Raw genomic sequence first — 19,379 nt, 5'->3', positions numbered from 1 at the left:
CTGGACCAAGACAGCCGACCAAATCCTGACCAGCATCGCCAACTACTGCACCCAAATTAATGACTCAGGACACTAGCGCACCAGCGCGAGCGCGAAGCCGTCCCAGCGCTTGGCCCCGACCGTCTGGATCACGGCGGTGTCCAGCCGTGGGTGCTCGCCCATCAGCTGCAGCGTCCGGCGCACCGCCTCCGCCTGGGCGTCGTGTTGGGGTGCGAGGATCTGGCCCTCCCGAATCACGTTGTCCGCCACGATGAGTGCGCCGGGGCGGGCCAGCCGGACCGCCCACTGCAGGTATGCGACGTAGTTCTCTTTGTCGGCGTCGATGAACACCAGGTCGAAGGGCTCGCCGTCCAGCGTGGGCAATGTGTCCAGCGCGGCGCCGACGATCACGTCCACCCGGTCGGCCAGGCCCGCCCGCTGCAGGTTGGCGCGCGCGACCTCGGCGTGCCGGGGCTCGTATTCCAGGGTCACCACCCGGCCCCGCGGGCCGGCGCCGCGGGCCAGCCAGATGGTGCTGTAGCCGCCCAGCGTGCCGATCTCGAGGATGCGCCGCGCCTGGATGGCACCGGCCAGCAGGCTCAAAAACTTGCCCTGCTGGGCCGACACGGCGATCTGCGGCAGGCCGGCCGCGTCGCTGGCCTGCACCGCCGCGCTGATCACCGGATCGTCGCCGACCACGGTGGTGTTCAGGAAATCGTCGACGTCATGGGGCGTTGGATTCTGGGTCATGCCGCCAACGCTAGCCGCGCCGGGCCGCCCGGGGGCGGCGGCGGTCCGATCGCTATCGGTGCGGTCACGGCCGTTTACTTGATACCCGTGGGGGGTATATAGTGGCGTGGTGGTCGATCACAGCCGCAGAAGTCCACGACAAGGAAATGGTGAGTGAAATGGCAAATTACGAAGCAGGCACGGAGCTGACGTGTGGCCACGAGGGCTGCGGGTGTCGAGTTCGGATCGAGGTTCCCTGCCACTGCTCCGGTGCGGGCGAGCCGTACCGCTGCACCTGTGGCGACGAGCTGACCCCGGTCAAGTAGTCCCGCACGCCGGTCGTCCGTTCGGGCCTTGATCCCTGCCGCTCGAACGTCGGGTGTGCGTCACGCCGGGGAACCCCACCCTGAGCGCACAGCCAAAGCCGTGCACGCACACCCGACGGCCGGGGCGGATCAGCGCCCGAACGCACGGCCGGCGAGCTCGACCGTCGCCTCCAGCCGCGGCGTGACCGCCGAGGCGCTCACCGCCACCGAGTGATCGCCCGCGATGATGCGCCAGCCGCCCACGCCGCGGTCGTAGCGCGCGAGCAGGCGCGGGTCCGCCTCGATGGTGACGCGGCGGCTGGCGCCCGGGTCGAGCTCGACCCGGGCGAACCCCAGCAGCCGCAGGCATCGCCCGCCCGGCGCCGCGGTCAGGTACAGCTGCGGGACGTCGGCGCCCGCGCGGTCACCGACGTTGACCACGGTGAAGCTGGCGGTCACCGTGTGCCCGCCGGTCACGGCCAGGTCGCGGTAGTCGAAGTCGGTGTAGGACAACCCGTGACCGAACGCGAACATCGGGGCCGCGCCGGTGGCGGAGAACCAGCGGTAGCCGACGTCCGATCCCTCGGCGTAGTCGATCGTGGTCGGCTGCCCCCACTCGGCGCCGAGCCCCGGCAACTCCGGGCGCGGCGTCTGCGCCAGGTCCACCGGGAACGTGACCGGCAACCGGCCCGACGGGTTGACCTGTCCGGCAAGAGTTTCCGCGATGGCCCGGCCGCCGGCCTGCCCCGGATACCAGGCCTGCACGATCGCTTGCACCGAGTCCCGCCAGGGCATGGTCACCGGATTACCGGTCTCGAGCACCACGACGGTGGTGGGGTTGGCGGCGGCCACGGCGGCGATCAAGGCGTCCTGGCCCCACGGCAGCGTGAGGTCGGGGATGTCGAACCCCTCGCCCTCGGCGCGCACGGCGAACACGATCGCGATGTCGGCGTTGCGCGCGGCCAGCACCGCCTCGGCGGGGTGGATCCCGGGGTCGAAATCGATTCGCGCATGCGGGAACTGCTTGCGCAGCTCGTCCAGCGGGCTCGACGGCAGCAGGTGCAGCTTACGTAGCCCGGCCTCCAACCCCGAGCCGCCGATCGGGACCACGGCCGCGTAGCCGCCCGGCGGGACGACGGCGCTCGAGCCGTAGCCGGCCGGCACCCCGACGTGGGCATATCCGCCGATGACGGCGATCCGGGCGGCCGACTCCGGTGCCAGGGGCAGCAGCCCGCGGTTGGCCAACAGCACGATCCCCTGCCGGGCGATCCGCAGCGCGATCTCGTTGTGCGCGGCCATGTCCGGTGCGGGTGCGGCGCCGGCCCGGTCGATGCCGACCGCGAACATCGATCGCAGAATCCGCCGGACCATGTCCGAGAGCCGCTCACCGGTCAGCCTGCCGTCGGCGCGGGCGCCGCGCAGGGGCGCACCGAACGCCTCCGCCTGCCACAGCAGCGCGTCGAGTTGCGCCCCGCATTCCTGGTCGAGCCCGCCCAGCGCGCACTCCCACGAGGGTGTGGCCCCCCAGTCGGACATCACCCACCCGGGGTACCCCCAGGCACCCTTGAGCACCTGGTTGATCAGGACGTCGTTGGCGGCGGCGTAGGTGCCGTTGACCTTGTTGTACGCGGTCATCACGGCGCCGGGCCGCGAGCGTTCGATGGCGAGTTCGAACGCCAGCAGGTCCGATTCGCGATGCGCATCGGGGTCGATGACCGCGTCCAAGAAGTGCCGGTTGGTCTCGTTGCAGTTCAGTGAAAAGTGCTTGACCGTCGAGATGACGTGCTGTTGCTGGATCCCGTTGACCGATTCGGCGGCCATCGTCGCGGTCAAGAGCGGGTCCTCGGACAGGTATTCGAAATTGCGCCCGTTGCGCGGGTCGCGCGCGAGGTTCATGGCGCCGGCCAGCTGCACGTTGAACCCGCGGCTGCGGGCCTCCCGGCCGATCACCTCGCCCGCGGCGCGCGCGAGGGACGGGTCGAAGCTGGCCGCGAGCGCCAGCGCGGCGGGCAGCGCCGTCGCCGTGTCGTCGGGGCGGTAGCCCGGGTTGGTCACGCCGAGGCCGGCGTCGCTCATCAGCAACGCCGGGACACCGAGCCGGGGCACGCCGGGGACGTAGCCGGCGCTCATCGGGACGTCCGGCGGGATGCGCGCGTCGCGCACCGGCCACATCTCACCCGCCCCCATCACCCCGACCAGCAGGGCGAATCGTTCGTCGTCGGTCAGCTGAGCCTCGACCTCGCGCGCCCGCGAATCGGGATCGTTCACCGCACACCCTCTTTCGCGTACACGACGCGCAGCACGTGCCCGAGTTCGGGGCCCATCACCAGCTCCGCCAATTCGCCGAAGGTCGCGACGAACTCCGGCCCGTGTGGCGGCTCGGCCTGGCACAGGTGGTGCGCGACCTCGTGCAGCACCACTAATTCGCGCAGTGCCCAGTCGGCGGTGTCGCGGTCGGGAACGGCGATAACGCCTGCGCCGTCGCGGAATTGGTAATGGGCCGCGGTGGCGGCCCGCCGCGGTCGCACGCGCAGCGGCGCGACGGAGGGCCACCGCCGGCGCACCGCCGGCAACGCAAGCACCTCGTCAACATAGCGCTGCACGGCCGCCACCGAGCCGAATCGCGCCTCCGGCGGCAGGGTGAGCTTTGCCCCGAAGAAGTCGACCGCGGGTGACCCGTGCTCGGCGGCACGGTCGAACAGCATCCGGACGAACTCCTCTGCCGCGTAAACCTTCGCCCGCTGGGAGTCTCGCGTGGCCGACGGCCCCGGGCTCACCGGCCCAGCGGGGTGCGCGCGCCGGGCAGTTCGGGGCTGTTGCCCAGCCGCGCCCGCCGGCCGGCCCGGTCGCCCGCGCGCCGCGCCGCCGACGAATACCCGGCCGTCGCCCGGCTGACCTGATAGGTGCCGCGCGCCTTGGAGGCGCTCCGGTAATAGTCGTGTAGCTCGACATCCTTGTTGCGCAACGCAATAGCGGTGCCGGGCGGGCGGCGGCGGTCCCTGGTGGCCTCGCGCCGGGCCTCGTCGCGGGCCTCCGCCAGCCGCTGACCCACGCGCGCCCCGAAGGCGAGCTGGAAGTTCAGCCGCGCGGTGATGGTCGGCGTGGGGCGGTGCGCGCCCGAGGCGAGGTAGGCGTCGGAGGCCCGCACCATCTGGACGACCAGGCTGGCGTAGAGCGCGTGGGTGGCGTCGATGTCCTCGGCGAACCCGTAGGCGTACACGAACGTCGAATTGGACGCCACGTCACAGCGCACGTCGTTCGCCAGGGCGATCACCACGAACAGCTGCACATACGTGCGCAGGCCCTTGGTGCCCGCGGTTCCGATGGTGATGGTGCGCTGCGTCGGGGCCTGGGCCGGCGAGCGGGTGGCCGCATGGGACCGCGCCACCGCCAGGTCGATGGCGGACGCCGTCGCCAGCCGCTGCGCGGCGCTCATGAAGGCGTCCGCCTCGTGCGGGTTGTCGGTGCCCTCGGCCTGACGCAACAGTGCGGCGATGCGGGCCAGCATCTTGTCGTCACTCATACGCGCCAAACTACGGGAGCGTTCCGACAGTTCCTCAGAGCCGCGCGGTGATCCAGGAGACCACGTCGTTCAGCACCTGCTCGCGCTCGGGCTCGTTGAAGACCTCGTGGTAGAGGCCCGGGTAGACCTTCAATTCGACGTCGGTCGAGCCGACGCACTCGACCAGGCGCCGGCTGCCGGCGACAGGGATCAGGCGGTCGTCGGAGCCGTGCACCACCAGCAGCGGCGCGGTCAGCGCCGGCGCGCGCTGCGGCATGGTCTCGCCGACCTGGAAGAGGGCGCGCCCGATGCCGGCCGGGACCTTGCCGTGGTACACCAGCGGGTCGTTCTTGTAGGCCGCCACGACCTCGGGGTCCCGGGAGATGGCGTCGACGTCCAGTTCCTGCACCGGCAGGCCGGGCACCACCGCGCCGAGCAGCCGGGCCGCCAGGACCATCAGCGGCGACACCTGATCCTGGGCCGCCACGGCGGGCCCCGACAGCACCATCAGGTCGTAGCTGTCGGGGCGTTCGACGCCGTAGGCGAACACGATCGCGCCGCCCATGCTGTGCCCGAGCACGACGCACTTGAGGCCCGGATGCTCGCGGGTGGCGATGCGGACCAGGCTGTCGAAGTCCGCGGTGTACTCCGAGATGTCCCGCACCAGCACCCGCTTGCCGCCCGAGCGGCCGTGCCCACGGTGATCCAGCGCGTACGTGACCAGGCCCGCCGCACCGAAACACCGCGCGACGTGGTCGTAGCGGCGGGCGTATTCCCCGAGGCCGTGCGAGAGTACGACCACCGCCCGCGGCGCGGTGTCGGGCGTCCAGACGTCGTAAACGATGCGCACGCCGCCGAATCCGTCGAAGTTCCGTTCGTCGCGGTTCACTGCACGGTCCTAGTCATTAGGGGCAGCGTAATGGCTCGCGGGGCGGGTCGCCCCGCCAGACACTGTCGTAGGCTCATGCACTGTGGGGCTGCTTGCACAAGACGCCGCCGACTCCGAACTCGCCTCCGCGGCCGGCGGGGACTTCTCGGCACACGCCGAGCCGTACCGTCGTGAGCTGCTGGCGCACTGTTACCGGATGACCGGGTCGTTACACGACGCCGAAGACCTGGTTCAGGAGACGTTGCTGCGGGCGTGGAGGGCCTACGACCGCTTCGAAGGCAAGTCCTCGATGCGGACGTGGCTGCACCGCATCGCCACCAACACCTGCCTGAGCGCGCTGGAGGGTCGGCAACGACGGCCGCTGCCGACCGGCCTGGGCGCCCCCAGCTCCGACCCGACCGCCGAGCTCGACGAGCGCCGCGAGGTGCCGTGGCTCGAGCCGCTCCCGGACCTGACGAACGACCCGGCCGACCCGTCGGTCATCGTCGGATCGCGCGAGTCGGTGCGGTTGGCTTTTGTCGCCGCGCTGCAACACCTTTCACCCCGGCAACGGGCGGTGCTGTTGCTGCGCGACGTGCTGCAGTGGAAAGCCGCCGAAGTCGCCGACGCGATCGGCACCACCTCGACCGCCGTCAACAGCCTGCTGCAGCGGGCCCGGTCCCAGCTCGACGCGGTCGGGCCCAGCTCCGGCGATCGGTTGGCGCCGCCGGACTCCCCGGAGACCCAGGACCTGCTGGCCCGCTACATCGCCGCCTTCGAGACCTACGACATCGACCGCCTGGTGGAGTTGTTCACCACCGAGGCGATCTGGGAGATGCCGCCGTACGCCGGCTGGTACCGGGGCGCGCAGGAGATCGTCACCCTCATTCATCAGCAATGCCCCGCCGAGTCCGCCGGCGACATGCGCCTGCTGCCGCTGGTCGCCAACGGCCAGCCCGGCGCCGCCATGTACATGCGTGCCGGCGAGATCCACGTGCCCTTCCAGTTGCACGTGCTCGACGTGCGGGGCGACCGGGTGTCCCACGTGGTGGCGTTCCTCGACGAGACGTTGTTCGCGAAGTTCGGGCTGCCCGGTTCGCTGTGACCGACGCGGCCGAGATCACACCCGCGCCCGGGCGGCCGCGTCTGTTGTTGGGCGCGTACGACCTCGCCGGCGTGGGCTACGCGGCCGCGGAGTTCTTCGTGTCCGGGACGGCCACGTCCTACGCGCCGACGGCGCCGCTGGGACCCGACGGGATGTGGAGCGTATCCCCTTCGGGCACAGCCGATTACACCACCCGGGTGGTGGTGCTGAGCCCCACGGGCCCGGCGCGGTTCAACGGCACGGCGCTCGTCGAATGGCTCAACGTGAGTGGTGGCATCGACGCCCCGGCGGTGTGGATGATGGCGCACCGGGAAATCGTGCGGGCCGGCTACGCCTACGTCGCCGTCTCGGCGCAGAAGGTGGGCGTCGACGGCGGGGCGGGTCTGCTCGGCATCGACATGTCGCTGAAAAGCCAGGACCCGGCGCGTTATGCGGGCCTGCACCACCCGGGCGACGCCTTCTCCTACGACATCTTCTCCCAGGTCGGCGGTCTCATCGAAAAGGCCGGGAACCCCGGCCTTTTGGGTGGGCTGCGGGCCCAACGCGTGATCGCGCTGGGCGAGTCGCAGTCGGCCATGTTCCTCACCACCTACGTCAATGCCGTCGACCCGCCGGCCCAGACGTACGACGGCTTCCTCGTTCATTCGCGATTCGGCCCCGCGGCCCCGCTCGACGGGGCGTCCATCTTCGACGAAGCCGGCGCGGTGCAGGCCGTCGCGTTCCGACCGGACCTGCGGGTGCCGGTGCTGACGATCATCACCGAGACCGACCTCTTCGGCGGCGCCCGCGAGGGCTACTACTTCGCGAGGCAGCCCGACAACCGATGGCTGCGGGTCTGGGAGATCCCCGGGGCGGCGCACGCCGACAACTACACCATCCAGGTGGCCCCGATCGACAGCGGATCGGCGCCGCTGGCGGACCTCGTCGCCGCGTATGCACCCACCAACGTGCTGATGGGCCAGCAACTTTCGCACCACATCAACTTCGCCCCGCAACACCACTACGTGGCGCAGGCGGCGCTCGCCGCGCTGAACACCTGGGTGCGCGGCGGCGAGGCCGCGCCCGCCGCCCCACCCATGCGGGTCGACGCGGCCGGGCCACAACCCGTTCCGGACGCCAACGGCCTGGCGCAGGGCGGCGTCAGGACCCCGTGGGTGGACGTCCCGGTCGCGCGGACCTCCGGACTCGGCGGCGAGGGGGGCATCATGGCGTCGCTCTTCGGCTCCGGTGAGCTCTTCGACGCCGAGACGTTGCGCCGGCTGTATCCGGGCGGCCTCACCGAGTACCTGGAACGCTTCACCGTCGCGCTCGACGCGTCGATCCGGTCGGGCTTCATCCTGGCGGCCGACCGCGCCGAGATCCTCGAGCTGGCCGCCGCAACCTATCCCGGCGACCGGCCCTAGAACAGGCGGCTGTCCGGTGACGGCCCTGCCACCGGGCGGACCAGTCCGGCGCCGGTCACCAGCGGCAGGTCCAGCGCCGAGAGCAGGCCGGGCGGGGCCGCGCACACCGCCGGAATGGCGTTGACCATCCGCGACGCGCCCGCGATGCGGGCACCCAGGTCGTGGTCGTGGTCTTCGGCCATCTCGAATTCGCAACGCATGCTCGGGGATCCCTCGATCTCCACCCGGTAGAGGCCGCGGCCGGAGGCCTGCCCGAAGCCCAGGTCCTTCGGCGGGATCGAAATGTTGGGCTGCGGCCAGTCCAGGGCGATGTCGTCGCGCATCCGGGTCACGTGGTCGAGGACGAAAGTCGGCTCGCCGCCCACGTATCCGGTCAGCGTGGAGCGCATGGCCGCGATCGTGCCGGCGCCGATGTGGCCGGTGGGCGTGTCGAAGGCCTCGGCGGTGGGGATGCGCTCGTTGCTCTCCTCGATGTCGTCGATCTGCACCCCCAGCCCGGCGGCGAGCTGATGCAGGACGGGGCCCCAGCCGAAGGCGAACATTCCGGGTTGGGCCGCGAACGCCCGGTATTCCGGTGGCTGGCCGAAACCGAGGATCTCGTACACGGCGGCCCGGTCCGGGTAGGTCGCGTAGTTGAACATCTCGGTCACCCGCACCGAGTCGATGGCCCGCGAGACCCCGGTGAGCACCAGCGGCAGCACGTCATTGGCAAAGCCCGAGTCGATGCCGGTGGTGAAGAACGACACCCCGCCGTCCAGCGCAGCCCGCCGCAGCGGGTCGGTGAACGCTGCGTCGACCGCGTCGGGAAACACCAGCGGCACCACCGAACACGACACGACGTTCTTACCCGCCCGCAGGATCGAGACCATGTCCCCGACGGCATCCAGCGGCCGCAGGTTGGCACCGGCGGCGTACACCACCGCGTCGGCGTCGCCGGCGAGCAGCGCGGCCGGATCCTGGGTGGCCACCACGCCGACCGGCGCCGTACCGCACAGTTCGCCGGCGTCGCGGCCCGCCTTGCGGTCGCTGTGCACGACCAGGTCGACCAGCTGCAACTCCGGGTGGTCGATCACGCCCCGCAAGGCGATCACTCCCATGGACCCGGGCCCCCACACTCCCACCTTGATCACGGCGGATCATCTCCTACTATTTGGACGATAATTACGGTATTTTGGACGGATCGTAGGGAGGTCGGCATCGGCACGTCAACCGCCAAATCACCGCCAACCGCTCGCGTGATGGATGTGCTTGCCGCGCTTGCGGATTCCCCGAATGGGCTGACGTCCGCGGAGGTGGCGAAGCGCTGCGCCATCAGCACCTCCACCTGCGCTCTGGTCCTGGCCGAACTGGAGGGCCGCGCCTGGGCGACGCGCCGCGAAGATCGCCGCTACGTCCTGGGCAGTGGCCTGTTCGGTCTGGTGCACGGGCTGCGCCTGCAGTTCCCGTTGCTGGACCGGGGCCGCGAAGCGCTGCGGTTCCTGCACGCGACGCTCGGCGCGGGCTGCTCGATGTCGAAGATCGGCAGGCGGCACCTGACCACCGTGGACGCGGTCGGTCACGGCACCGACGGGGGACGGGCCGTCGGCCAGCGCTTCCCCATCGACCCGCCGTTCGGCCTGGTCGCAATGGCCTGGCGTGACGACGAATTCGTCCACGCCTGGCTGCACCGGGTGACCCCGCGGCTGACCCGGCCGGAGATCGCGGAACACCTGCGGGTGCTCGCCGACATCCGGGCCCGCGGGTACGGTGCCTGGCGGTTCGACGACACCCATCAGTCGCTGCACCATCGCCTGACCGACCTGCTCGCTTCCCTGGAGCCGACGGCCCAGGTCACCCGCCAGCTGACCACGCTGATGACGATGGTGACGCTGCAGTCGGTCACCCGTGATCTCGAAAAGAATTTGGCCGCAGTCGAATTCGTGGTGTTGCCGATTTTCGCCCGTGATGGCCAGCCGGAGTACCAGATCGAGATCCACCTGGGCCGCTCCCCCGGGCTGACCCTGCCCGAACTCGACGCCGCGCTGCGGCATGCCCAGGCGCTGCTCGCCACGACGGTGGCCTGACCACCCGATCAGAGTGAGCACATGGCTGCCCGCGTGTCCATAACAACGACATCGTCGCGCCCGGAACGGGATTCGGCACACATCTGCACCGGGACATGGAGATCGTGACCTGGGTCCTGCGGGGGCGACTGGTACACCAGAACTCCCTGGGTCGCCCGGGGCGCGGTCGCGTGCGAGGGCGTCGGCGATCTGGGCGAGGGGGACGCCGTCCGGTTCGCCGACGCCGGCGGCCTGCGGGTGACGGCGGACGGGGCCGTCGGAACTGCTGGTCTGGGAGATGGACGTGAAGCTGGGCGCGCCGAGCCCATAGAGTGGGCGTGACAGACAGGAGCCGGCATGTCGCAACCGCGGCCGCAGCACGCGGCGCCCAACCCCGACCGGAACATCAAGGCCGTCCGCACCGTGCGGTTCTGGGCGGCGCCGCTCGTCATCACGCTGGCCCTGATGTCGGCGTTGTGCGCGCTCTACCTCGGCGGCATCTTGAACCCGATGACCAACCTGCGGCACTTCCCCATCGCCGTGGTCAACGAGGATGCCGGCCCGGCGGGCGCGGAGCTGACGGGGCGGTTGGTCAACGGCCTGGACAAGGAGAAGTTCGACGTCCGCGTGCTCACCCGCGACGCGGCCAGGCACCAACTGGACACGGGTCACGTGTACGGCTCGGTGCTGATCCCGCCGAGCTTCTCCTCGAGACTGCGCGACCTGGGGACGAGCGCGGTGATGCCTAGTCATGCGGAACGGCCCGTGATCACGATCTCCACCAATCCGCGGGCCGGCACGCTCGGCTCCAGCATCGCCGGCCAGACCCTGACCATGGCGATGGGCCTGGCGAATGGCGAAGTGGGCGAACGGCTCATCGCACAGGTCGAGCAGCAGGCGGGCGGCGCCCCGCTGGCCGGTGCCGCCGAGGTGGGCCTCGCCTCTCCGATCGAGATCGAATCCAAGGTGTACAACCCGCTGCCCAACGGGACCGGCAACGGGCTGTCCGCCTTCTACTACGCGCTGCTGCTCCTGCTCGCGGGGTTCACCGGCAGCATCGTGGTCAGCACCCTGGTCGACGCGTTGCTCGGCTACGTACCGGCCGAATTCGGGCCGGTGTACCGCTTCGCCGAGCAGGTCAAGATCTCGCGCTTCCAGACGCTGCTGCTCAAGTGGGCCATCATGGTGCTGCTGGGGCTGCTCACCTCGGCCGCCTATCTGGCAATCGCGCACGGGCTCGGCATGCCCATCGATCTCGGCTGGCAGCTCTGGGCCTACGGGGTGTTCGCGATCGCCGCGGTGGGCATCACCTCCTGTTCGCTGCTCTCGGTGCTGGGCACCGGCGGGCTGCTGGTCAGCATGCTGATCTTCGTGATCCTGGGCCTGCCGTCGGCCGGCGCCACCGTGCCGCTGGAGGCCACCCCGGCCTTCTTCCGCTGGCTGGCCGAATTCGAGCCCATGCACCAGGTCTTCCTGGGCGCCCGGTCGCTGCTGTACTTCAAGGGACACGCCGACACCGGGATATCGCAGGCGCTGATCATGACCTCGGTCGGCCTCGTCATCGGGCTGCTCCTGGGCGGCGTCGTCACCCACCTCTACGACCGCAAGGGCTTCCACCGGATCCCGGGCGCGGTCGAGATGGCAATCGCCACGGAACACCAAGCCCAACACCAGGCGCGCCAGGGCAAGCACGAGCGGCCGGCGCAGCCCGAGCCCGAGCCCGAAAGCTCAAGCGAGCAAACGTAATTCGAACGCCACCCGAGCGTCATCCGGCCGTGACCTAGATTGACAGTGTGACGGGTGTGGCTGATGATGTTGATGTTGCATCCAGCTCCGGGTGGAAAGGGCGATCGTGCTGACCCGATGCGCCAGCTTGCGCCGGCTGGTTTCCGGCTGCACCGCCCTCGTCGCGTGTGTCGCCCTCGCGAACAGCGCGGGACAGCCGGTGGCGCACGCCGCCGACGGCCGCGACCTGCTGGCCAACGCCATCAACACCACCAAGGGTTCCTACCTGGTCTACAACTTCGGGCCCGGTCACCCGGCGCCGATGCTCAACGCCGGCGGCAGCTGGTATGAGATGAACAACGGCGGCCACCTTATGATCATCAAGAACGCGGCGGGACGGCTGTCGCCGCACCTGCTGGTCGACACCCACCAGGGCGATCAGGCCCGCTGCGAGAACAACCCCGCGGCCCGCACCGGCGAGGGGCTCTGGCAGGCGTCGGAGCTCTATACACCGCTGCAGGCGTGGCAGCGGATGGGCCAGCCGACGATCGCGATCAACGCCAACTTCTTCGACGTGCGCGGGCAGAAGGGCGGCTCGTGGCGCCAGACCGGCTGCAGCTCACCGTTGGGCGCCTTCGTGGACAACACCCACGGCCAGGGCCGCGCCAACCAGGCCGTCACCGGCACCGTCGCCTACCCCGGCAAGCAGGGCCTCTCGGGCGGCGGCGAAAGCTGGAGCGCCCTGACGACGATGATCCTGCCGTCCGGCGGGGCGCCGTACGTGGTGTGGCCCCGGACCAAGAACGACTACGACTCCGCCACTCCCGTGGTCACCGACCTGCTGAACAAGAACGAGCGGTTCGTCGCGGTGTCCGGGATCGGGCTGCTGGCGCCCGGCCAGACGGGACAGCTGCACGACGGCGGACCCAGCGCCGCGCGAACGGCGTTGGCGTACTCGAGGCCGAAAGACGAGATGTACGTCTTCGAGGGCGGCAGCTACACGCCGGACAACATGCAGGACCTGTTCCGCGGCCTGGGCAGCGACAACGCCGTCCTGCTCGACGGCGGCGGGTCGTCGGCCATCGTGTTGCGCCGCGACACCGGCGGCATGTGGGCCGGTGCGGGTTCGCCGCGCGGGTCGTGCGACACGCGGCAGGTGCTCTGCGATTCGCACGAACGGGCGCTGCCCAGCTGGCTGGCCTTCAACTAGCCGGGCCCGAAGCGGAAGATCAGCAGGCTGGCCGCCACCACGGCCGCCGTGACCGCGAAGACCGGTGCGACGACGAATCGCGACATGGTCGCGCCCAGGAAGGCGCCGGCGCACATCGTCGCCACGACGCCGAGACGCAGCGCCTGGCGGTCACCGGTGCCGCCGGCCAGGCGGCTGTCCAGACCGAGGCTGACGATCGTCGACGTCAGGACCGTGGTGGACAGTTCCTGGATACCGAACTGGCGGGCGCTCGAGTGCTGCAGACCGAACGTGACCGCGAGAATGCCGATCATGATCAGCTTGGTGTTGTCGTGATACCGCAGGGCGCCCGTGCCGGCAAGCGCCGCCAGCACCACCAAAAGAGCGGTCTCCGTTGCCAATACGGTGGTGATCCACGGCCGTGTCCGGTCGCCGAAATGCCGCCGCATGCGGCCGCTGAGGATCGTGGTGCACACGAAGGTGGGCAGGGCCACCACGACCGCGGTCAGGTCGACGCTCGTCCGCGGCGCCAGCCAAAAGCCAAGGAAGATGACGTTTCCCGTCATGTTGGCGACGAACACGTGCCCGAGCACCAGGATGCTGATCGAGTCCGCCAGGCCGGTGGCGAAGGTCAGCAAGAGCAGAGCCGCAACCGTCGAGCGCTCCGACACCGGCGAAGTAACGGCCATGGGTCGTCGCGGTCCGCGCTAGACGTGCGGCGTCAAATCCAGCGACGTGATGGTCGTCATCCTGGTCACCAGCCACCGGTTGTTGGCGCGCTTGAGGAACAGCCGGTAGGACAGGTACTTCAGCGAGGGCACGTTCTTGGTCAACGGGCTGGTGGACGTGGTGTTGGTGTACACGATGACGACGGCGTTGGCGTCGTCGATCGATTCGACCGCCGCGCCGGTGACGTCGGTGTGGTTGGTGATCTTGGCCTGCTTGTTGGGCGCCACGATGGCGTCGACGAACTTGCGGTACTGCGCCTCGAAGTCCCCGCTGAGATAGCGCGACGCGCGGTCGGCGAGGGTGTCCATGTTCTCGGGCGTGTAAGTCCACAGCGTGGTGATCGCCTCGGCCGCGGTCCGCGCCGCCTTGAGTTTCGTTGCCGCGGCGGCACGATCGGCCAGGTACGGCTGCACCGTCGCGCCGGCGAACGCGGCCGAACCGACGAACAGCACCGCGGCCGCGACGACGGTGATCGCCAGCCGCTTGCCGGCCAGCCATCTGCGTTTCGCGCGGCCGGCGGGTTGGGCGTCGGCGGCGGAATCCTCGTCGGTCGTGGATTCCTCTGCGGCAGGGGCGGCTTCATCGCCGTCCGCTGACTCCGCGCGCTCCTCGGGCGCCGCCGCCCCGGGGGCGGCGACGGTCTCGTCGGCGGCTAGATCACCTGCTGCAGGTTGCTGATCTTCCACTGCTTCCCTTCCTGCGTGGCGGTCGCCGTCCACCGGTTGGCGTTCTCCCAAACTTGTTTACCGTCCGGCGATTTGGAGCTGACCGCGGTGGCGACGATGACGGTGGCGCTGCCGTCGTCGTTCCATCGCTCGACCCCGGCGTCCAGGACGGTGCCGGTGGCCGGTTCGGCCCGCGCCACCTGCAGCAAGATCTCGTTCGCCTTGTCGCGGTACTCCTTGGCGAAGTCGCCCGTCGCCTGGGCGAGGACCCGGGTCACGTAGTCGTTGGCATGGAACGGGTCGATCGAGGTGAACTGCGTCATGAACCCGGTCACGTAGCTGAGCACCTCGCGGTCCTTCGACGCGGCGCGCTCGCGGGATTCATGGTTGCCAAGCATCAGGCTGCACACCGTGATCGCGGCCGCCATCAGCACCGCGGCGACGGCGCTGGCCACGGGCAGGCCCCATGGCCGCCCCGGCGGCACCGGGCTCGGGACCAGCAGCGGTTCCTCCCCCGGTGCGAACTTGCGGCGGGGGCTCACTTTTCGCCCCCGGGCGGTTTGGGCTTGGTGAGCACGGTGAGGTCGTCGACGAGCCAACGCCCGCCGCCGTCCCTGGTGAAGGTCACCCGGACGGTGGCGGAGATGTAGCGTTCGTCGGGCGCGGCGCCGCGCCGCCCCTGCATGAACATCAGCATCGTCGCCCGATCCGGGGCCGCCGCCTGGATCGCGTGGTCGGTCACCCAGTACTCGTTGATGACCGGGGTGCCCTTCTGCACCATGTCCTGTTGGGCGGCCAGCTGCTTGCGGTATTTGTCGGTCGCCAGCGACAGGGCGCGGGCGAAGTCGTCGTGCAGCGACTTGGGGTCGTAGGTCAGCATCTGCGCAACGATCTTGGGCCCCTGGATGTCGAGCTGGGCCCGGGTGCGGTCGGTGGCCCGATCCGGGGCGAACACCGCCCCATAGCTCATCGCCGCACCGGCGACGCACAGCGCGGCCCCGCCCAGCACCACCGCGGCCGTCCACCGTCGCACGGCGAAGGCCGGCTCGGCCGTGTCCCGATGCCGGACCTCGGTGCGCAGCAGCATGTCGGCGAAGGTGCGACGCCCCGAATCCCACAGCGGCCAAAGCCATCCCACCACCGATACGGTGTCGAGCAGGTGTGCCAGGTCGCGCAGCAGCAGCGCCCACGGTCCGATCGGCGCACCGTCGCGGCGCGCCACCGTGACGCCGAAGAGGGCCCGCCCCACGCTCCAGCCGGTGACCGCCGGAAGCAGCGACCGGTTCACCAACACCAGCAGGATGGCCGCGCCACCTACCGAGACGCACAGCCACCACCACACGCCCTGGACCGGGACGGTGAAACCGACCAGCGCCATCGCCACCACCACCGCGGCACCCGGCAACACGTCGACGGCCAGCGCACCGGCCCGAACATGCCAGGGCACCAAGGGGTTCCGCGCGAGCTCCTGGGCGGCCGTGGCCGGTGGCTTCTCGACCACCACCGTCACTTCGTCACCTGGTCGAGCTTGGCTATCTTGTATTGCCCTTCGGCCAGCGCCATTTTCACCCGCAGGCGGTACCCGGTTTCGTTCTGCGTCTGATCGTTGGCGACCTTGACGCGCACCGCCACCAGCACATCCACGGAACCGTCGGGGTTGTTGCGTTCGACCGCCGCCCGCATGTCGGACACCTGGACATGGACGTTGGCCGCCTGATACGCCTGAACCAGCATGCTGGTGTAGAGCAGCGCCTGGGAGCGGAACGCGTCGGTGCCGCAGTCGATGATCTTCTGCTCGCTCGCCGCCATCGCGTTGGTGTCGGGGGCCTGGGTCGCCGAGACGCAGTCGACGGCGGCCTTGAGGGCCGCGGCGTCGTTGCGGGCGATCGCCTGGCTTTCGTGGTGGTAGCGCAACGCGAAGTAGCCGCCCGCGCCGACGGCCGCGGCGCAGAGCACGAGGGCAGCGGCGATGCCGGCCAGCCAGCCCCGGCCCATCCGCGACGGGCGACGTACGACCTCACCGGGTCCGGCCCCGGATTCCGCCGGTTCTCCGGCGGCGGCCTCGGGACCGGCCTCCTCCGCGGCCGCGTCCCCAGGCTGCGACGGCTCCTCCGCAGGCGCGGCCGTCGTCTCGGCGTCCGTGGGCTCGTCCGCCGTCACCCCGGAACCGGTCGGCTCGGTTGCCTCCGGATCGGTCGGTTCGTCGGCCGCCACGTCGGGATTGGTCGGGTCGGCGGCGAGCGCCGGGTCCTGGTTCTTCGGACGCCGTCCGCGCAGACGACGAAACTTCGGCATCGGTGGGGGGTTCAGCCGGCTGGTGCCAGCATCTCCTTCCATCCGTCGTCTCCTGTTCTGGCCGAGTTTTCGACAGAGTATTTAACCCCGTCTGGCCCTACCAGTTCACCGCTTTGGGGGCTGTAGGTCGCCACCGGAGGCCCGCCGGGCGTGTAGACACACGGGTTGGGCTGCTGGCCGTTGCACTGCACCGTACCCGACCCCGGCCGCGACAACGGGTCGCTGGTCGGCGGAGGGGTACCGGCCACCCGGTCCGAGGGGGCCGGGTTCAGGCCGGTGTCGATCGACGGCGCCGGGATGACCTGGCCCGGCTTCACCGGCTGGTCACAGCGGGCCGCGGGCGCGGGGCAGCTCACGATCTGGTTGGGGTCGCCGTACCAGGGGTTGGTTCCCGCCGGAACGTACGGCTTGGGGTCGCGGCACTCCCGCGGGGTGGCCGCCCGCTTGTCCGGGATGTCCGTACACGGGATGTTGCGGGACCCGCGCACGCTGTTGGCCGGGGTGTCCATCGGGATCTTGCAGTAGGTGCCCGACGGCAACGGCTGAATGCTGGTGTCGGCCGGGGACCGCCACTCCGATGCCGGGATGAAGCCGGTCAGGCACGGCGGCGGCTGGTTGATCGACAACGCCAGGTCCAGCGCGGCCATGTTCGGGAACGGCGCCGCCACCGTCTGGGCGATCGACGCACCCTGCGGCAGGAACACCAGCACCTGCTCGACGCCGGTGTGGTAGCGCTTGAGCAGATCGAACACCACCTCGAGGTTGGCCAGCGTCTGCGGCAACGAATCCCGCACGTCGTTGAACACCTCGTTGACCTGGTCGGCGGTCGGCGCCGCCTGCCGCAGCACGCTTTTCACGTGCTGGTCCTGCTGGGCGGACTGCCTGCCCAGCCGGTTCAGGTTGCGCGCCCAGCGCTCGATGGCATCGCCGGACTTGACCTGGCTGTCCAGGATCGGTCCCGAGTTCTGGATGATGTCGTTGACGTCGGTGATGTTGGTCTTGAAGTCACCCACGATCGCCTGGGTGGAGTCCACCAGCCGCTGCAGCGCGGGCCCCAGGCCGCCCACGGACTGCGCGGTCTCGTCGAGCAATTGGGCGATCTTGTCCTTGGGCAACACGGCCAGCCCGCGGTTGGCGGTGTCCAGCGCCGGGCCGATCTCGGCCGGCACCGTGCCCCTGGTGATCGTCTGGCCGTCCGACAAGAACTTCCCCGGGTTCCCGGTCGACTCCAGGTCCAGGTACTGCTCACCGACGGCCGACACCGAGTGCACGTTGGCCGTCGCGTCGATCGGGATCTTGTAGCGGCTGTCGAGGCTCATCGTCGCCTCGGCGCCGCGCTCGGTCGGCTCGACGTCGGTGACCTTGCCGATGGTGACACCGCGATAGGTCACATTCGCCGTCGGATACAGCCCACCCGACGCCGGCAGCTCGGCCTTCAGCGTGTACCGGCCGATGCCCACCAGGCTCGGGATCTGCAGGTAGTACACCCCGAGCACGAGCAGCGAGATGACCGTGAGGATCCCGAACGCGATCAGCTGGCGTCTGATGAAAGGAGTCAGCAATTCCTGTCCCCCCTCTCAACCAGCGGTCCACCGGGTGCGTCATTCGGGTTCGGCGTGTAGCGGACATCGGGGATCATCGTCTCGGGGTCGCGCCCGAACGACTGCTCGAGCGCGCGCAGCGCCCCCGACAACCCGGTGCCGGTGAGGAACGCGTTGTCCACCGAACTGTAGGTCACGTCGAGCGTCAGCGAGATGTTGATGTAGTCGCCGCGGAAGATCTTCGGCACCGTGTCGATGTCGAACGGCTGGGTGAGGATCAGCTTGAGCGCACCGACCAGGTACGGCGAGGCGCGACCCAGCTCTTTGAGCGGGCATTGCAGCGCCTGCAGGTCGGTGTGCAGCGGCCCACGGGCTTCCGACAGGTACTGGTTGGCGGCCTGGCTGAGCCGACCCACCGCGTCGACGGCGTTGATCAGCAGGTTCTTGGTGTCGGCGAAATGCTTGATCAGTGGCGGGATGTCGGTGAGCACCCGGTCGAGGACGTCGGCCCGGTTGCCGACGTAACCCAGCAGCCGGTTGGTCGAGTCGATCGCGTGGGTGATGTCGTCGCGTTGCTCGTTGAGCTGACTGGTGAAGGTGTCCAGCTTGCCCAGGAAGGAGCGGATCGCCTCGCCGCGGCCGTTGAAGATGTTGTAGACCTCGTTCTGCAGCACCTCCAGGTTGGGGATGCCGCCGCCGCGCAGGATCAGCGACAGGCTCGCCAGGGTCTGCTCGGTGGTCGGGTACGCCGAGGAATTCTTCAGCGGGATGGTGTCGCCGTTCTTGAGCAGCTGCTGCGAGGGGTTGGGCGGCGCGGCGAGCTCGACGTGCTGGGAACCCAGCAGCGAGGTCTGGCCGATCTTGGCGGTGGCGTTCTTCGGCAGCTTGACGCTCTTGTCGACGCCCAGTGTCAGCGTGGCGATCCAGTTCTTCAGCTCGATCTTCTTGATGGATCCGACGAACACGTCGGCCACCATCACCTTGCTGTTGCCGTTGATCGCGAGCGTGTCGGGCACCTGCACGTAGATCGTCATGGCGCCCGAGCCGCTGCCCGGGCCACCCGGGATCGCGACGTTGGAGATCCCGCGCCAGCCACACGAACTCAACACCAGCGCCGCCACCAGCAGCACCAGCGCCTGCCAGGTCCGGCGGCGGGCCAGCCTCAACAACATCACTGGCCGTCGGTTCGGCTTGCTCCTCGCGCGTACCGCGCTCGTCACGCGCCTCACTGGCCGTCGGTTCGGCTTGCTCCTCACTGGCCACCCCCGAAGTCAGTCGGCACCGCCGGCCCGCCCGCGTTGG

18 protein-coding genes and 2 pseudogenes are annotated in these 19,379 nt (G+C 69.9%); 7 read left to right on the top strand and 13 right to left on the bottom strand.

The genetic code is table 11. The features are described 5' to 3' along the window. Positions 1-72: 72 nt before the first annotated feature. Positions 73-729 carry an O-methyltransferase gene (locus AWC03_RS26095; RefSeq protein ID WP_085243595.1) on the bottom strand — a complete coding sequence of 219 codons (657 nt, stop codon included), beginning with the start codon at positions 727-729 and terminating at the stop codon, positions 73-75. A gap of 158 nt (positions 730-887) precedes the next feature. On the opposite strand from AWC03_RS26095, the gene mymT reads away from it, so the two are divergent. Then, the gene (mymT, locus tag AWC03_RS26090) at positions 888-1,034 is read left to right on the top strand and encodes a copper-binding metallothionein MymT (protein WP_007167279.1); all 147 of its coding nucleotides are present in this window, start codon (positions 888-890) and stop codon (positions 1,032-1,034) included. A gap of 129 nt (positions 1,035-1,163) precedes the next feature. Here mymT and AWC03_RS26085 read toward each other — a convergent pair whose 3' ends face one another. The 4 genes from AWC03_RS26085 to AWC03_RS26070 are packed head-to-tail and all read right to left on the bottom strand — an operon-like array spanning position 1,164 to position 5,365. Then, positions 1,164-3,281, bottom strand: coding sequence for a glycoside hydrolase family 3 protein (locus tag AWC03_RS26085; protein WP_211279290.1), 2,118 nt, complete (start codon positions 3,279-3,281; stop codon positions 1,164-1,166). Then, positions 3,278-3,790 carry a TIGR04338 family metallohydrolase gene (locus tag AWC03_RS26080; RefSeq protein ID WP_085243594.1) on the bottom strand — a complete coding sequence of 171 codons (513 nt, stop codon included), beginning with the start codon at positions 3,788-3,790 and terminating at the stop codon, positions 3,278-3,280. Before AWC03_RS26080 ends, AWC03_RS26085 begins: the two co-directional genes overlap by 4 nt. Then, positions 3,787-4,536: a DUF2786 domain-containing protein gene (locus tag AWC03_RS26075; protein WP_085243593.1), complete on the bottom strand. Its 750-nt coding sequence runs from the start codon at positions 4,534-4,536 to the stop codon at positions 3,787-3,789. The genes AWC03_RS26080 and AWC03_RS26075 overlap by 4 nt, the downstream gene beginning before the upstream one ends. Positions 4,537-4,570: 34 nt before the next feature. Continuing rightward, complete coding sequence (locus AWC03_RS26070; protein WP_420845699.1) at positions 4,571-5,365, bottom strand: alpha/beta hydrolase; 795 nt, start codon at positions 5,363-5,365, stop codon at positions 4,571-4,573. On the opposite strand from AWC03_RS26070, the pseudogene AWC03_RS26065 reads away from it, so the two are divergent. Then, positions 5,358-6,488, top strand: a pseudogene (locus AWC03_RS26065) (sigma-70 family RNA polymerase sigma factor). The gene AWC03_RS26070 and the pseudogene AWC03_RS26065 sit on opposite strands and share 8 nt — an antisense overlap. Beyond that, positions 6,485-7,891, top strand: coding sequence for an alpha/beta hydrolase domain-containing protein (locus AWC03_RS26060; RefSeq protein ID WP_085243590.1), 1,407 nt, complete (start codon positions 6,485-6,487; stop codon positions 7,889-7,891). The pseudogene AWC03_RS26065 and the gene AWC03_RS26060 overlap by 4 nt, the downstream one beginning before the upstream one ends. Here AWC03_RS26060 and AWC03_RS26055 read toward each other — a convergent pair. Continuing rightward, positions 7,888-9,021 (bottom strand): NAD(P)H-dependent amine dehydrogenase family protein, encoded by a 1,134-nt coding sequence (locus AWC03_RS26055; protein WP_085243589.1) that lies wholly within the window; start codon positions 9,019-9,021, stop codon positions 7,888-7,890. The genes AWC03_RS26060 and AWC03_RS26055 overlap by 4 nt on opposite strands. Positions 9,022-9,129: 108 nt before the next feature. On the opposite strand from AWC03_RS26055, the gene AWC03_RS26050 reads away from it, so the two are divergent. The 4 genes and pseudogenes from AWC03_RS26050 to AWC03_RS26035 all read left to right on the top strand — a co-directional run bounded on the left by AWC03_RS26050 (position 9,130) and on the right by AWC03_RS26035 (position 12,868). Next, on the top strand, positions 9,130-9,954 hold the full coding sequence (locus AWC03_RS26050; RefSeq protein WP_085243598.1) for an IclR family transcriptional regulator: 825 nt from the start codon (positions 9,130-9,132) through the stop codon (positions 9,952-9,954). Positions 9,955-9,989: 35 nt separating this feature from the next. Beyond that, a pseudogene (locus AWC03_RS28055) lies at positions 9,990-10,115 on the top strand (pirin family protein); the annotation flags it as partial. Between the two features lie 175 nt (positions 10,116-10,290). Beyond that, positions 10,291-11,679, top strand: coding sequence for a YhgE/Pip domain-containing protein (locus AWC03_RS26040; protein WP_085243587.1), 1,389 nt, complete (start codon positions 10,291-10,293; stop codon positions 11,677-11,679). A 79-nt stretch (positions 11,680-11,758) separates the two neighbouring features. Next, positions 11,759-12,868, top strand: a complete 1,110-nt coding sequence (locus AWC03_RS26035; protein ID WP_090419876.1) for a phosphodiester glycosidase family protein — start codon at positions 11,759-11,761, stop codon at positions 12,866-12,868. On the opposite strand, the gene AWC03_RS26030 is transcribed toward AWC03_RS26035, so the two are convergent. The 7 genes from AWC03_RS26030 to AWC03_RS26000 are packed head-to-tail and all read right to left on the bottom strand — an operon-like array spanning position 12,865 to position 19,249. Then, positions 12,865-13,536 (bottom strand): YoaK family protein, encoded by a 672-nt coding sequence (locus AWC03_RS26030; RefSeq protein WP_085243586.1) that lies wholly within the window; start codon positions 13,534-13,536, stop codon positions 12,865-12,867. The two genes, AWC03_RS26035 and AWC03_RS26030, sit on opposite strands and share 4 nt — an antisense overlap. A gap of 18 nt (positions 13,537-13,554) precedes the next feature. Then, entirely contained in the window at positions 13,555-14,262 is a 708-nt protein-coding gene (locus tag AWC03_RS26025; RefSeq protein WP_085243585.1) for an Mce protein, read from the bottom strand. Further along, entirely contained in the window at positions 14,229-14,783 is a 555-nt protein-coding gene (locus AWC03_RS26020) for a mammalian cell entry protein (protein WP_085243584.1), read from the bottom strand. Before AWC03_RS26020 ends, AWC03_RS26025 begins: the two co-directional genes overlap by 34 nt. Next, positions 14,780-15,751, bottom strand: coding sequence for an RDD family protein (locus tag AWC03_RS26015; RefSeq protein WP_085243583.1), 972 nt, complete (start codon positions 15,749-15,751; stop codon positions 14,780-14,782). The genes AWC03_RS26020 and AWC03_RS26015 overlap by 4 nt, the downstream gene beginning before the upstream one ends. Further along, positions 15,748-16,578, bottom strand: coding sequence for an Mce protein (locus tag AWC03_RS26010; protein WP_085243582.1), 831 nt, complete (start codon positions 16,576-16,578; stop codon positions 15,748-15,750). The genes AWC03_RS26015 and AWC03_RS26010 overlap by 4 nt, the downstream gene beginning before the upstream one ends. Continuing rightward, on the bottom strand, positions 16,548-18,098 hold the full coding sequence (locus tag AWC03_RS26005; protein WP_085243581.1) for a virulence factor Mce family protein: 1,551 nt from the start codon (positions 18,096-18,098) through the stop codon (positions 16,548-16,550). The genes AWC03_RS26010 and AWC03_RS26005 overlap by 31 nt, the downstream gene beginning before the upstream one ends. Continuing rightward, positions 18,092-19,249 (bottom strand): virulence factor Mce family protein, encoded by a 1,158-nt coding sequence (locus AWC03_RS26000; protein WP_085243596.1) that lies wholly within the window; start codon positions 19,247-19,249, stop codon positions 18,092-18,094. The genes AWC03_RS26005 and AWC03_RS26000 overlap by 7 nt, the downstream gene beginning before the upstream one ends. Between the last annotated feature and the right edge of the window lie 130 nt (positions 19,250-19,379).

It is taken from the genome of Mycobacterium europaeum, assembly GCF_002102155.1.
GTDB lineage: Bacteria > Actinomycetota > Actinomycetes > Mycobacteriales > Mycobacteriaceae > Mycobacterium > Mycobacterium europaeum.
This window is presented reverse-complemented; position numbering and strand designations above follow the sequence as displayed.